The 13,852-nt window shown below is 62.8% G+C and carries 11 protein-coding genes; 3 read left to right on the top strand and 8 right to left on the bottom strand.

Features of this window, described 5'->3' with window-relative positions:
• Positions 1-45: 45 nt before the first annotated feature.
• The 4 genes from NCT32_RS06715 to NCT32_RS06700 form a co-directional block, all read right to left on the bottom strand.
• Positions 46-861, bottom strand: a complete 816-nt coding sequence (locus NCT32_RS06715) for an ABC transporter permease subunit (RefSeq protein ID WP_061117615.1) — start codon at positions 859-861, stop codon at positions 46-48.
• On the bottom strand, positions 861-1,766 hold the full coding sequence (locus tag NCT32_RS06710; protein WP_061117389.1) for an ABC transporter permease subunit: 906 nt from the start codon (positions 1,764-1,766) through the stop codon (positions 861-863). The genes NCT32_RS06715 and NCT32_RS06710 overlap by 1 nt, the downstream gene beginning before the upstream one ends.
• Positions 1,763-2,935 carry an ABC transporter ATP-binding protein gene (locus NCT32_RS06705; protein ID WP_061117390.1) on the bottom strand — a complete coding sequence of 391 codons (1,173 nt, stop codon included), beginning with the start codon at positions 2,933-2,935 and terminating at the stop codon, positions 1,763-1,765. The genes NCT32_RS06710 and NCT32_RS06705 overlap by 4 nt, the downstream gene beginning before the upstream one ends.
• Before the next feature lie 130 nt (positions 2,936-3,065).
• Positions 3,066-4,181 carry a polyamine ABC transporter substrate-binding protein gene (locus tag NCT32_RS06700; RefSeq protein WP_061117391.1) on the bottom strand — a complete coding sequence of 372 codons (1,116 nt, stop codon included), beginning with the start codon at positions 4,179-4,181 and terminating at the stop codon, positions 3,066-3,068.
• Between the two features lie 519 nt (positions 4,182-4,700).
• On the opposite strand from NCT32_RS06700, the gene NCT32_RS06695 reads away from it, so the two are divergent.
• From NCT32_RS06695 to NCT32_RS06685, 3 genes are all read left to right on the top strand, one after another.
• A complete protein-coding gene (locus NCT32_RS06695) occupies positions 4,701-6,038 on the top strand; it encodes an Nramp family divalent metal transporter (protein ID WP_061117392.1) in 1,338 nt (445 codons plus the stop codon).
• A 97-nt stretch (positions 6,039-6,135) separates the two neighbouring features.
• Positions 6,136-7,416 carry a phospholipase A gene (locus NCT32_RS06690; RefSeq protein WP_250490008.1) on the top strand — a complete coding sequence of 427 codons (1,281 nt, stop codon included), beginning with the start codon at positions 6,136-6,138 and terminating at the stop codon, positions 7,414-7,416.
• 72 nt (positions 7,417-7,488) lie between these two features.
• Positions 7,489-7,692, top strand: coding sequence for a DUF1289 domain-containing protein (locus tag NCT32_RS06685; RefSeq protein ID WP_061117394.1), 204 nt, complete (start codon positions 7,489-7,491; stop codon positions 7,690-7,692).
• A gap of 64 nt (positions 7,693-7,756) precedes the next feature.
• On the opposite strand, the gene NCT32_RS06680 is transcribed toward NCT32_RS06685, so the two are convergent.
• The 4 genes from NCT32_RS06680 to NCT32_RS06665 form a co-directional block, all read right to left on the bottom strand.
• The gene (locus NCT32_RS06680; RefSeq protein ID WP_061117395.1) at positions 7,757-9,349 is read right to left on the bottom strand and encodes an ABC-F family ATPase; all 1,593 of its coding nucleotides are present in this window, start codon (positions 9,347-9,349) and stop codon (positions 7,757-7,759) included.
• A gap of 199 nt (positions 9,350-9,548) precedes the next feature.
• Positions 9,549-10,994, bottom strand: coding sequence for a threonine synthase (thrC, locus tag NCT32_RS06675; protein ID WP_061117396.1), 1,446 nt, complete (start codon positions 10,992-10,994; stop codon positions 9,549-9,551).
• Between the two features lie 15 nt (positions 10,995-11,009).
• Positions 11,010-12,332 carry a homoserine dehydrogenase gene (locus NCT32_RS06670; protein WP_061117397.1) on the bottom strand — a complete coding sequence of 441 codons (1,323 nt, stop codon included), beginning with the start codon at positions 12,330-12,332 and terminating at the stop codon, positions 11,010-11,012.
• A 25-nt stretch (positions 12,333-12,357) separates the two neighbouring features.
• Positions 12,358-13,596: a pyridoxal phosphate-dependent aminotransferase gene (locus tag NCT32_RS06665; RefSeq protein ID WP_061117398.1), complete on the bottom strand. Its 1,239-nt coding sequence runs from the start codon at positions 13,594-13,596 to the stop codon at positions 12,358-12,360.
• Between the last annotated feature and the right edge of the window lie 256 nt (positions 13,597-13,852).

Raw genomic sequence — 13,852 nt, 5'->3', positions numbered from 1 at the left:
GCGGCCCCATGCAGGGGCCGCGATGCCATTCGTGGGCGTCCGGCGCTACAGAACGCCCGCGAGCCTTCTGCGCTCACTGCGCTGCATGAAGGCATTCGCCCCGATCACACCGATCGTCACGAGCGCGATGAACAAGGTCGCGAGCGCGTTCATTTCGGGATTCAGGCCCAGGCGCACACGCGAAAACACGACGAGCGGCAGCGTAGTCGATCCTGGCCCGGAGAGAAACGCCGACAGCACGAGATCGTCGATCGACAGCGTGAACGAGAGGAGCCAGCCTGCGACGAGCGCCTGAGAAATCAACGGCAGCGTGATCGCGAAGAATACGCGCAGCGGCGTCGCGCCGAGATCGAGCGCGGCCTCCTCCAGCGACGGATTCAACTCCCGCACGCGCGATTCCACGATGATCGCGACATACGAGATGCACAGCATCACGTGCCCGATCCAGATCGTGAAGAAGCCTCGATCGGGCCAGCCAATGAGCTTCGCCATTTCGACGAACAGCAGCAGCAGCGAAATGCCCTGAATGACTTCGGGGATCACGAGCGGCGCGTTGATCATGCCCGCGTAGAGCGTGAAGCCCTTGAAGCGTCCCATGCGCGCCAGCACGAAACCCGCCCACGTTCCGATCACGACCGACGCGCACGCCGTCAGGAACGCGATGCGCAACGACAGCCACGCGGCGTTGATCAGTTCGTCATCCGTGATGAGCGCGCGATACCACTTGAGCGACGGCTCCGTCCACACCGTGACGAGCGGTGAGTCGTTGAACGAATAGACGATGAGACTCAGGATCGGGATATACAGAAACGCAAACCCGAGGCCGAGCGCGGTGATTTGCAACGGACGGCTGGGCTTGATCATCGCTTCTGCTCCAGTTGTTTCGCCTGGAAGTGCTGGAAGAGCGCCATCGGCACGAGCAGCAGCAGGACCATCGCGCAGGTGACGGCGGACGCCATCGGCCAGTCGGCGTTGTTGAAGAACTCGTTCCACATGACGCGGCCGATCATCAGCGTGTCAGCGCCGCCGAGCAATTCAGGAATCACGTACTCGCCCACCGCCGGAATGAACACGAGCAGACAGCCCGCGATGATGCCGTTCTTCGACAACGGCAATGTGATCTGCACGAACGCCTTCCACGGCTTCGCGCCGAGATCGTAGGCCGCTTCGAGCAAGGTCAGGTCCATCTTCACGAGATGCGCGTAGAGCGGCATCACGAGAAACGGCAGATACGAATACACCATGCCGATATACACCGCGATATTCGTGTGATACAGCTCGATCGGCGAATGCAGCAGGCCGATCGACATCAGGAAATTGTTGAGCAGGCCGTTGTTCTTGAGGATGCCGATCCATGCATAGACGCGGATCAGAAACGACGTCCAGAACGGCAGCATGACCGCCATCATCAGAATGTTGCGCGTGGACGGATTCGAACGCGCGATGTAATACGCCATCGGATAGCCGATCAGGAGGCACAGCAGCGTGGACACCGCCGCGACCAGCAGCGAGTTCATGTAGGTCGCGAAGTACAGGCTGTCCTTGATCAGAAATGCGTAGTGCGCGAAGTCGAGCGCGATATGCATCACGCCTTCTTCCATCGACACGAGATCCGTGTACGGCGGAATGCCGAGCTGGCTGTCCGCGAAGCTGATCTTCACGACGAGCAGGAACGGCACGAAGAACAGCAGCAGGAGCCACAGGTACGGCCCGCCGATGACGAGCGTGCGCCCTGACACGCCCAAGCGGTTGAGCAGCTTCATCATGAGGTCAGCACCACGCCCGCGGACGCGCTCCAGCGCACGTAGACTTCGTCGTCGAAGGTCGGCGATTCGATCTCGCCGATCGCGAGACTCGACAGGTTCGCAACCACGACCTTGCCCGAATCGAGCGTCACGTGATACAGCGTGTAGCCGCCCATGTACGCGATGTTCGTCACCCTGCCGCGGCCCCAGTTGTACGCGCCTTCGGGCGGCTTGCGCGTGAGCGCGATGCGCTCCGGGCGCACGGAGATCGTCACCGGCATGCCGAGCGGGCCGGTGATGCCGTGGCTCACATAAAGTCGCACGGGCAAGTCTTGCGATTCGACGAAGACGTGATCCGGCTCGTCTTCCACGACATTGCCATCGAAGAGATTGGTCGAGCCGATGAACTGCGCCGAGAAGCGCGTGTTCGGGTATTCGTAGACCTCGTGCGGCGTGCCGAGCTGAACGATCTGCCCTTCGCTCATCACGGCGAGGCGATTGGCCATCGTCATCGCCTCTTCCTGATCGTGCGTCACCATGATGCAGGTGACGCCGACCTGATCGAGAATGTTGACGAGCTCGATCTGCGTGCGCTGGCGGATCTGCTTGTCGAGCGCGGACATCGGCTCGTCGAGTAACAGAAGCTTCGGGCGCTTCACGAGGCTGCGCGCGAGCGCGACACGCTGCTGCTGACCGCCCGACAACTGATGCGGCTTGCGTTTGGCGAACTTCGCCATCTGCACGAGCTCCAGCGCGTTGTTCACGCGATCCTTCAGCTCGCCGCCCTTGACGCCTTCCTGCTTCAGCCCGAACGCGACATTCGACTCCACGCTCATGTGCGGAAAGAGCGCGTAGGACTGGAACATCATGTTCACCGGCCGGTTGTACGGCGGCATCTTCGCGAGGTCTTCGCCGTCGATCAGGATCTGCCCTTCCGTCACGGATTCGAGCCCGGCGAGCATGCGCAAAAGCGTCGACTTGCCGCAGCCGGAACTGCCGAGCAGCGCGAACAGCTCGCCCTTCCTCACCGACAGGTTGACGCCCCGCACGGCCGTCGTCTCGCCGAATTTCTTCACGACGTTGACGATCTGCACGAAGTTGTCGTCCATGTTCCGGGCCGATGGAGATATGCCCGGCTCGCGCCGGCCGGCATTAGGCGCTGCCTTCAACGCGCTCGACTGCTCACTCATGATTGCCTGTTCGACTCCTTGCTTCCATGCGTCTTTTTCGTGACTCGCCCGACGTGCGATGCGATCACGAACAAAGCCCCCGGAGGTCCAGGGGCTTCGTCGTTTCAAAAGAATAACCGGCTTTTGGGATTCATCGGCCGGACTTGAATTCCGTCCAGAGCCGCGTCTGCAGGCGCTGGATTTCAGGCGGCAGCGGCTTCAGCAGGAACAGCGTCTTGATGACGTCCTGCGGCGGATACACGGCGGGATCGTTCGCAACGTCCTTGTCCACATACTTGCGCGCTTCCAGATTCGCGCTCGGGTAGTAGACCGCGTTCGTGATCGCCGCGTGAACCTGCGGCGTCTCGATGTAGTTGATCCACTCGTGCGCGGCGTCCTTGTTCTTCGCGTCCTTCGGGATCGCCATCACGTCGAACCACACGGGCGCGCCGCCCTTCGGAATGTAGTACTCGATCTTGAACGGCTTCTTCGCCTCGACCGCGCGATGCTTCGCGATCACGACGTCGCCCGACCAGCCGTAGGTGAAGCAGATGTCGCCGCCGACCATGTCGTTGATGTAGCCCGACGAGTTGAACTGCGTGATGTACGGGCGGATCTTCTTCATCATCGCGAGCGCTTCGCGATAATCAGCCGGATTCGTGCTCATCGGGTCTTTGCCGATGTAATGCAGCGCGGCCGCGAACATCTGATCCGGCGCGTCGAGCACCGAGACGCCGCACGCCTTCAGCTTCGAGATGTTCTCGGGCTTGAAGAGGATGTCCCAATTGTTCAGTTCGACGCTCGGGCCGAGGATCTGTTTGGCCTTGTCGACGTTGTAGCCGAGGCCGGTCGTGCCGTAGGCCCAGGGCACCACGTACTTGTTGCCCGGATCCGCGCCCTCGACGAGCTTCATCAGCTCGGGATCGAGATACTTGAGGTTGGGCAGCTTCGACTTGTCGAGCGGCATGAAGATGTTCGCGGCGATCTGCTTGCCCGCGTAATTGCTCGTCGGCACGACGATGTCATAGCCGGAACGGCCGGTGAGAAGCTTTGCCTGCAGCGTGTCGTCGCTGTCGTAGTTGTCGTACTTCACCTTGATGCCGGTTTGCTTGGTGAAGTTGGGAATCGTGTCCTTCGCGATATAGTCCGACCAGTTGTACACATTCAACTGCGTGTCCTTCGCAAGAGCTGCGAGCGGAGTCAGCATCGCGGCGCATGCCAGTGCGCCCGCCAGCTTGGCCGTGCGGCCCGCCAGTTTCTGGTTCATTTCGATTCTCCCTTGTTCCGACTTGTCACGGTGTCGCGCCGCGCCGACCCGGCGCATGGTTGCATCGCCCGAACTGGTCCGCGACTCCCTTAAAACCCCGAAAACTACCATTAAACGCATGTCCGACAAAAAATAAAAAGTCGCGTGTCGCGCAAAATGTACACGCCCTTGCGCGGCGGGGCCACAGTCTTGCCAGGCGGGCTTCTCGACGGCCTCGCGCCACGCGCGGCCGGCAGGAAAGAGCGCGCATTTTAGCCCCTATTTGGCCCCCGGGGGCACCCGATAAGACCACGCTCGTCAAAAGGGGACGCGTGAGCGTAAGCCCGATGCAATGTCATTATTCGTGCTCGGCCTTCGGCGTCCCGCGAATGGGCGCCCGCGCCTGACGAACAGCCAGCGGAACAGTTGTTGCGAGCCAGTTCGACGTGCGCCGCGAAACGCGGCGTCTTCTGAACCGGCAACGCGTGCGCACGACTGAGTTGGCGCCACGTTGCCTCGCAATTCGAGGCAAGTTCCCGCATGAACACGAATCCCCCCGCGCTCGCCGAGCTTTCAGCCGCGCAATCCGACGCGCAGTCGCCCGCGGCAAGCCGCGAGCGCCGGCAGCGTGCCCCGCGCCCGCGCGGCCGCTGGTATTCGTTCGCGGGCGCGGGCGCACTCGTCGCCGTAGGGTATATGGATCCCGGCAACTGGGCGACGGCGCTCGCGAGCGGTGCGCGCTACGGTTACTCGCTGCTCTTTGTCGTGCTGCTCGCGAGCCTGATGGGCATGCTGCTGCAATGGATCGCGTCGCGCGTGGGTGTCGTGACCGGGCGCGATCTCGCGCAACTCTGCCGCGAGCGCTTCGGCCGGCGCACGACGCTCGTGCTGTGGATTGCGTGCGAAATTGCGATCATCGCGTGCGACGTCGCGGAGGTCGTCGGCAGCGCGGTGGCCCTGCAGATGCTCTTCGGCCTCTCGCTCACGGTGGGCGTGCTGATCTCGGCAGTCGCGACTTTTACGATGCTCGCGCTGCAAAGCCGCGGCAGGCGTCCGCTGCAGCGCGCCGTGGCGGTGCTCATCTTCTTCGTGAGCTTCTGCTTCGTGGTGGAACTCGCCCTCGCGCATCCGGTCTGGGGCGACGCAATGCGCGGGCTGGCGCCGTCGCCCGCGTTGCTGCGCGATGCCGGCATGCTCTGGCTCGCGGCGGGCGTGCTCGGCGCGACGGTCATGCCGCACAACCTTTATCTGCACTCGGCGCTCGTCAAGGAACACGCGGGCGCCCGCGACGACGCGACGATCGGGCGCGCGCTTCGCGGCGTGAATATCGACACGTTCGGCTCGCTCGGGCTCGCGTTCGTCGTCAACGCATCGCTGCTGGTAGTCGCGGCCGCGGTGTTCCATGCGACCGGCCATACGAACGTCGACGATCTCGCCGATGCGCACCGGCTCATCGAGCCGCTCGTCGGGAGTCATTGGGCGGGCGTCGTGTTCGCCGCCGCGCTGCTCGCCTGCGGCCTGAACGCGACCGTGACCGGCACGCTCGCCGGCCAGGTGGTGATGGAGGGCTTCCTGCGGCTGAAGATGGCGCCCTGGGCCCGGGCGCTCCTGACGCGCGGCCTTGCGATCGGCCCGGCGCTCGTCGCGGTCGCGAGCTTCGGGCAGCACGGCTCGAACGCGCTGCTCGTCGCGACGCAGGTCGTGCTGAGCCTGCAGTTGCCGCTTGCGGTGATTCCGCTCGTGCGCTTCGCCTCCGACGCCGGCCTGATGGGTCGCTGGCGCGTCGCGCGCGTGCCGCTCGCGCTCGCGTGGGCGTGCGCGGGCGTGATCGTCGCGTTGAACGGCGCGATGCTTTGGCAGGCGGTGTCGGTGGGCTGAGTCGCTGATGTCGTGCCGAATTTTCGGGATCGCGACGCGCCCCGCGTTGTCAGACCGTTCGGACGCCCGCCTCCGCCCCAGACAGGACACAAACCATATGGCTCAAGGCCCTCAATCGATTTCGCTGCAACATTTCCATCGCTTTGCCGGCCACGCGCGCACGCTCGCGCTTGTTTTCGCGACCCTCGGTGCAAACGAGGCGGCTCACGCGACCGTCGCGGTCCTTCAGCCTGCGCGCGAAGCGGCCGCCTCACAGCCGCTCGAATTGACCCTTCTCTACACCGACGATGACGCGAAGCCGCTCACCGTCGAGGTGCCCAGGCAATTGACCGTGAGCCTGACGAACGGCGATCTGCCGCCCGCGCCGCTCACGCTGGAGCGCGATTCCGCAGTGCCGGATCGTCTGCGTCTCGCGCCCGGCCAATATCGCCGGGTGCGCTTTTCCGCGCCCTGGCCGGATTCGGCGCGCGGCACGGTGACGATCGATCCAGTAGGCTTCGATGCGTCGCCGATGCTCGTCACGATCAATCGGAGCGAGACGCAGACGCAGGTCGCGGCCGCCGAGCGCCGCGAAACGCAGGCGACGACGCCCGAGCAGCTCGCGAGCGCAAGCGCCGCCGCGAACACCGCAGCCGTGCCGACGACCACCGGCGACACGATGCTCTCCGGCCGCTTCTCGACCTTCGAACCGGTTTACTTCGCGGACGGCAAGAACGGCGACAACCTCGCGAAATTCCAGTTCAGCTTCAAATATCGCCTGCATCTCCCCGACGATCCGCGCTCACGAGGCTTGCTGGACAACCTCTACTTCGGTTACACGCAGACGGCGATATGGAATCTCTCGGCCGAGTCCGCGCCGTTCCGCGACATCAGTTTTCAGCCGCAATTGTTCTACTACGTGCAGGACACCGGCTGGAAGAGTCCGCTCTTCACGCGTATGGGCATGGAAGCGGGCTTCGGACATGAATCGAATGGAAGGAGCGGCGACGATTCGCGCTCGATCAACATTGCCTTCGTGCGTCCCACCTGGGATTTCGGCGACCTGAACGGCAATCACCTGACGCTTTCGCCGAAGTTCTATTACTACCTGTCGAAGTCGGGCAACGAGGACATCGCGGATTACCGCGGCTATGTGGATTTTCTCGTGAAATACGGCAGCCCCGACGGCTGGCAGCTCGCGACGACACTGCGCAAAGGCACGAAGCACTGGTACGGCAGCATCGACTCCCAGCTCACGTACCCGCTCGCGAAGCTGATCGGCAGCGCATGGGGCGGCTATCTGTTCGTGAGCTACTTCAACGGATACGGCGAGGACATCCTCGATTACAACCAGCGACATCACTGGATCGCGCGGATAGGCTACAGTATCGCGCGCTGAGTTTTTTTACGAATCTGAACGCCGCGTTGCCGCCCTCTTTTCCCGGCGATAGCGCGCTCACGAGTTAGCCCAATGTCTTCGAATCTTCACGACCTGCCCGACAGCCCCTGTATCGGCGTGTGCTCCACGCTTTTCGACGACGTCTGCAAAGGCTGCGGCCGCACCGCGGGCGAGGTGTCCAACTGGGTCTTCCTCACCGACGAGGAGAAACGCGCGATCTGGACGCGCATTACGCGCGAGGGCACGGCGATGCGGTTCCGCAATGACAGGCTCTGAGCGCAACGAAAAACGGCCCGCTCTTTCGAGACGGGCCGCTTCGACGCGTATGTGAACAGGGAGATTACTGAATCCCCTGGCTCGACAGGAAATCCTCGTAATTACCGCCGAAATCGCGCAGCGTGCCGTCGGTCTTGACTTCAATGATCCGGTCCGCCAGTCCGCTCACGAACTCGCGGTCGTGCGACACGAAGATCAGCGTGCCTTCGAATTTCTCCAGCGCGATCTGCAGCGACTCGATCGACTCCATGTCCATATGGTTGGTCGGTTCGTCCATCAGCAGCACGTTGTGGCGGCCGAGCATCAGCTTGCCCCAGATCATGCGGCCCTTCTCGCCGCCCGACAGCACCTTCACGTTTTTCTTGATGTCGTCCGCATTGAACAGCAGGCGGCCGAGCGTGCCGCGCATCATCTGCTCGTCGTCGCCTTCCTTGCGATACTGGTCGATCCACTCGGTCAGCGTTTCGTCCTTCGGAAACTCTTCGTACGTATCCTGCGGCATGTAGCCGACGTTCGCGTTTTCCGCCCACTTCACGGTGCCGTGATCGAGCTCGATCGCGCCCTTGAGCGACTTGAGCAGCGTGGTCTTGCCCGCGCCGTTCTCGCCGATGATCGCGATACGCTCGCCCGGCTGCACGCTGATGCTGAAGTTCTGGAAGATGGTCCGGTCGTACTTCTTGGTCAGATCCTCGGCCACGACAGCGATGTTATGCAGCTTCTTCTCGAACTCGAAGCGGATGAACGGATTCTGGCGCGACGACGGCTTGAATTCCTCGATCTTGATCTTGTCGATCATCTTCAGGCGGCTGGTCGCCTGGCGCGCCTTCGACTTGTTGGCCGAGAAGCGGCGCACGAAGTCCTGCAGGTCGGCCACGCGCTCCTTCGCCTTCTGGTTCGCTGCCTGCTGGCGCTCGCGCGCCTGCGTCGACGCGAGCATGTAGTCGTCATAGTTGCCCGGCCAGACTTTCAGCGTGCCGTAGTCCATGTCCGCCATGTGGGTGCAGACCTGGTTCAGAAAGTGACGATCGTGCGAGATGATGATCATCGTCGAGTTGTACTGGTTCAGGACGTCTTCCAGCCAACGGATCGAATTGATGTCGAGGTTGTTGGTCGGCTCGTCGAGCAGCAGCACGTCGGGTTTCGAGAACAGCGCCTGGGCGAGCAGCACACGCAGCTTCCAGCCCGGTGCGACGTTGCTCATCGGGCCGTTGTGATCGTTGATGTTAATGCCGATGCCGAGCAGCAATTCGCCCGCGCGCGCTTCGGCCGTGTAGCCGTCGTATTCGGCGAATTTGGCTTCGAGGTCGGCGGCGCGCATGTAGTCGTCGTCGGTGGCGTCCGGGTTCGCGTAGATCGCATCGCGCTCGGTCATTGCGGCCCACATTTCGGTGTGGCCCATCATCACGACATCGAGCACGCGCATGTCTTCATACGCGAACTGATCCTGACGCAGCTTGCCGAGCCGGACGTTCGGTTCGAGGATGACATTGCCGGAGCTCGGCTCGAGGTCGCCGCCGAGGATCTTCATGAAGGTCGACTTTCCGCAGCCGTTGGCGCCGATCAAGCCATAGCGGTTTCCTTCGCCGAACTTGACCGAGATGTTCTCGAAGAGGGGCTTGGGCCCGAATTGCATGGTGATATTGGCGGTAGACAGCACGGCGCGTCCTTTTGAATGGGGTACGACGAAAAACCTAAGATTTTAGCAGCTTTTGACGGTGTTTTGCCGGATAGCGGCGTTTTCGCGGCTAGCGGGCGGCGCGCTCACGCATTGCCGCATCGTGAAAAAGGGGCGCGGCCAATGTAGCCGCGCCCCTTGAACTCCGTGAAGACCGCGCGATGCGCAGACGCGTATCGCGTTATGTGCGCTCGGCGATGAAAGCCTTGACCACGCCTGCATCCGCCGGAACGATATCGAACCTTTGTGGCAGTTTTTCAAGTCCCACGAAAGCCGCCGGCCGCTCCGGCTCGCGATTCAGCGCTTCGCGGATGGTCTCGCCGAACTTGATCGGCTGGGCGGTTTCCAGAACGATCATCGGCACGCCCGGCTTCAGGTTTTCGCGCGCGACCTTCACGCCATCGGAGGTGTGGGTGTCGATCATCGTCTGATAACGCTCGTACACGTCGCGGATGGTCTTCACGCGATCGTCGTGATCGCTCTTGCCCGACACGAAGCCGAATTCCTGCACGCGCGCGAAATCGCCGCTCGCCGCGAGATCGAAACCGCCCTTCTCCTCGACGTCGCGGAACAGTTGCAGCACGCGCGCCGGATCGCGCCCGAGCAGATCGTAGACGAAGCGCTCGAAGTTCGAAGCCTTCGAGATATCCATGCTCGGCGATGTCGTGTGATACGTCTCCGCCGCGCCCCGCACGCGATACACGCCCGTCTTGAAGAACTCGTCGAGCACGTCGTTCTCATTGGTCGCGACGACGAGCTGCTCGATCGGCAAGCCCATCATGCGCGCGATGTGACCCGCGCACACGTTGCCGAAATTGCCCGACGGCACCGTGAACGAGACGCGCTCGTCGTTGCTCGCCGTCGCGGCGAAATAGCCCTTGAAGTAGTAGACGACCTGCGCGACGACGCGTGCCCAGTTGATCGAGTTGACCGTGCCGATCTTGTGCTTCGCCTTGTACGCGTGATCGTTCGATACGGCCTTGACGATGTCCTGACAGTTGTCGAAGTTGCCCTCGACGGCCAGATTGAAGATGTTCGGGTCCTGCAGCGAGAACATCTGCGCGGTCTGGAACGCGCTCATCTTCTTGTGCGGCGACAGCATGAAGACGCGCACGCCGGTCTTGCCGCGCATCGCGTATTCAGCGGCGCTGCCGGTGTCGCCCGAGGTCGCGCCGAGGATGTTCAGCGTCTCGCCGTGCTTTGCCAGCGCGTATTCGAAGAGGTTGCCGAGCAGTTGCATCGCCATGTCCTTGAAGGCGAGCGTCGGGCCGTTCGAGAGTTCCAGCAGCGACAGCGTCGTGCCGTTTTCCACGCCGAGCGTCTTGAGCGGCGTGATCTGCACCGCGCTCTCTTCGTGGCGCACGTTGCTGTACACCTGCCCGGTGTAGGTCTTGCGCGTGAGCGAGCGCAGGTCTTCGGCGGGGATGTCGTCGCTGAACTTCGACAGCACTTCGAATGCGAGATCCGCATACGACAGCGTGCGCCAGCGCGCGAGCTCGTCGGCCGATACGCGCGGATACTCCGCCGGCAAATACAGCCCGCCGTCTTTCGCGAGCCCGCCGAGAAGAATGTCCGAGAACGTGTGGCGCTCGTTGCTGCCGGCGCCGCGCGTCGAAATGTAGTTCATCGTGCGTCCTTGCCCTTAGTTGAGCGCTTCCATGCGCAGCTTCGTCACCTTCGAAACGACCGTGGACAGCGCTTCGATCTGCGCGATCGCCGCGTTCACGTTCTTCTCCAGCGTCTCGTGCGTGATGAGGATGATGTCGGTTTCGCCCTTGTTCGCGCCGTCGACTTCTTCCGATTCCTTCTGCAGCAACGCGTCGATGGAGATGGCCTTGTCAGCGAGGATGCGCGTGATGTTCGCGAGCACGCCCGTCACGTCCGCGACGCGCAGGCGCAGGTAATAGCCGCTCGTCACTTCGTCGATCGGCAGAATCGGCGTGTTCGACAAGCTATCCGGCTGGAACGCCAGGTGCGGTACGCGATGTTCCGGATCGGCCGTGTGCAGGCGCGTCACGTCGACGAGATCGGCGACCACGGCGGAAGCCGTCGGCTCGGCGCCCGCGCCCTTGCCGTAGTAGAGCGTGGTGCCGACCGCATCGCCGTGCACGACGACCGCGTTCATCGCACCCTCGACATTCGCGAGCAAACGCTTGGCCGGAATCAGCGTCGGATGCGTGCGCAACTCGATGCCCTTCTCCGTGCGCCGCGCGATGCCGAGCAGCTTGATGCGATAGCCGAGGTCTTCCGCGTAGCGAATGTCGATGGCGGCCAGCTTGCTGATGCCTTCCACATACGCGCGGTCGAACTGCACCGGCACGCCGAAGGCGATCGCGCTCATGATCGTGACCTTGTGCGCGGCGTCGACGCCTTCGATATCGAAGGTCGGATCGGCTTCGGCGTAACCGAGCTCCTGCGCGGCTTTCAGTGCGGTCGCGAAGTCGAGCCCTCGGTCGCGCATCTCCGAGAGAATGTAGTTAGTCGTGCCGTTGATGATGCCCGCGATGTACTCGATGCGGTTTGCCGTCAACCCTTCACGCAGCGCCTTGATGATCGGGATGCCGCCCGCCACTGCCGCTTCGAACGCGACCATCACGCCCTTCGCGCGAGCGGCTTCGAAAATCTCCGTGCCATGCACCGCGAGCAGCGCCTTGTTGGCCGTCACGACATGCTTGCCGTTCGCGATCGCGCGCAACACCAGCTCGCGCGCGAAACCCGTGCCGCCGATCATTTCGCATACGATATCGATGGAAGGATCGTCGACGACCGCGTTGAAGTCGTTCGTCACCGCGATGCCTTCCCGCTTCGCGGCTTCGGCCTTCGCCGGCGTGCGCACCGCGACGCGCGCGATGTCGATGCCGCGCCCCGCGCGTCGTTTGATTTCTTCCTGGTTACGGCGCAGCACCGTGAAGGTGCCGCTGCCGACCGTGCCGAAGCCCAAGAGTCCTACTTTGATCGATTCCATGCAGCGCGAGTCTTTAAAAGAGAGATTAAGCGGAATGTCGTTTGCGATAGCCGTCGAGGAAGCGCGCGATACGGTTGATCGAATCCGCGAGATCGTCGACATTCGGCAGGAAGACCACGCGGAAGTGATCCGGTGTCGGCCAGTTGAAGCCCGTGCCCTGCACCAGCAGCACCCGCTCCTCGAGCAGCAGGTCCGTGATGAACTGCTGGTCGTCCTGGATGGGGTACATCTTGGGATCGAGCTTCGGGAACATGTAGAGCGCCGCCTGCGGCTTCACGCAGGTCACGCCCGGGATGGCCGTGAGCATGTCGTAGGCGAGCTCGCGCTGCTTGTAGAGGCGTCCGCCCGGCAAGATCAGGTCGTTGATGCTCTGATAGCCGCCAAGCGCGGTCTGGATCGCGTACTGGCCGGGCACGTTCGGGCACAGGCGCATCGACGCGAGAATGCCGAGGCCCTCCAGATAGTCCTTCGCGCGGCGGCGGTTCTCTTCGATCAGCCCGGAAATCGCCATCCAGCCCGCGCGATAGCCGCACGAACGGTAGCTCTTCGACAGGCTGTTGAAGGTGACCGTGACCACGTCTTCGGACAGCGCGGCCATCGACGTGTGGGTCTGGCCGTCGTAGACGATCTTGTCGTACACCTCGTCCGCGAAAATGATGAGGCCGTGCTCGCGCGCGATCGCGATCAGCTCGCGCAGCAACTCGTCCGAGTACAGCGCGCCCGTCGGGTTGTTCGGGTTGATGACGACGAGCGCCTTGGTGTTCGGCGTGATCTTCGCGCGGATGTCGTCGAGATCGGGCATCCAGCCGTTGCCTTCGTCGCACATATAGTGGCGCGGCGTACCCGACGACAGGCTCACGGCGGCCGTCCACAACGGATAATCCGGCGCCGGAAGCAGCACTTCGTCACCGTCGTTCAGTAGCGCCTGCATCGCCATCACGATGAGCTCGGACGCGCCATTGCCGATGTAGATATCGTCCAGTTCGACGCCGGTCACGCCCTTTTGCTGCGTGTAATGCATGATCGCCTTGCGCGCGGCGAACACACCCTTCGAATCCGAATAGCCCGACGATCCCGGCAGATTGCGGATCATGTCCTGAATGATCTCGTCCGGCGCCTCGAAACCGAACGGCGCCAGATTGCCGATATTGAGCTTGATGATGCGATGGCCTTCCTCTTCGAGGCGCTTCGCGTGTTCGAGCACGGGCCCGCGAATGTCGTAGCAGACGTTTTGCAGCTTGTTGGATTTGAGAATCGGTTTCACGGCTGGCGCTCTGGGTCTGGGTGTTGATGCGGACTGGTTTTTCTGAATCGATCAGGTGCGGCTCGGCATTCGGGCGGACAGCCCCGCGCGCCGGCAGCGCACGGGCGTTGCGATGAAAACCGGGTTTGAAGCCTGAAGGCGGCTCGTCCGGACGACTCGCGCGTTCCCGAGCGCCGAACGATGCATTTTAGACGTCGCGCCAGGTAGGGCGTGAGCGATGCGGACCGGTTGCGTGTCGGAGGCGGCTTGTGGCGGC

This window comes from Caballeronia sp. INML2 (assembly GCF_023631365.1).
Taxonomy (GTDB): domain Bacteria; phylum Pseudomonadota; class Gammaproteobacteria; order Burkholderiales; family Burkholderiaceae; genus Caballeronia; species Caballeronia turbans.
The sequence above is the reverse complement of the archived record's forward strand: the minus strand, read 5'-3'. Positions and strand labels throughout refer to the sequence as shown.

Excerpts from the sequence above, each read along its gene's own strand:
- NCT32_RS06710 (WP_061117389.1), bottom strand. The coding sequence starts at position 1,766 with ATGATGAAGCTGCTCAACCGCTTGGGCGTGTCAGGGCGCACGCTCGTC.
- NCT32_RS06705 (WP_061117390.1), bottom strand. The coding sequence starts at position 2,935 with ATGAGTGAGCAGTCGAGCGCGTTGAAGGCAGCGCCTAATGCCGGCCGG.
- NCT32_RS06700 (WP_061117391.1), bottom strand. The coding sequence starts at position 4,181 with ATGAACCAGAAACTGGCGGGCCGCACGGCCAAGCTGGCGGGCGCACTG.
- NCT32_RS06695 (WP_061117392.1), top strand. The coding sequence starts at position 4,701 with ATGAACACGAATCCCCCCGCGCTCGCCGAGCTTTCAGCCGCGCAATCC.
- NCT32_RS06690 (WP_250490008.1), top strand. The coding sequence starts at position 6,136 with ATGGCTCAAGGCCCTCAATCGATTTCGCTGCAACATTTCCATCGCTTT.
- NCT32_RS06685 (WP_061117394.1), top strand. The coding sequence starts at position 7,489 with ATGTCTTCGAATCTTCACGACCTGCCCGACAGCCCCTGTATCGGCGTG.
- thrC (WP_061117396.1), bottom strand. The coding sequence starts at position 10,994 with ATGAACTACATTTCGACGCGCGGCGCCGGCAGCAACGAGCGCCACACG.
- NCT32_RS06670 (WP_061117397.1), bottom strand. The coding sequence starts at position 12,332 with ATGGAATCGATCAAAGTAGGACTCTTGGGCTTCGGCACGGTCGGCAGC.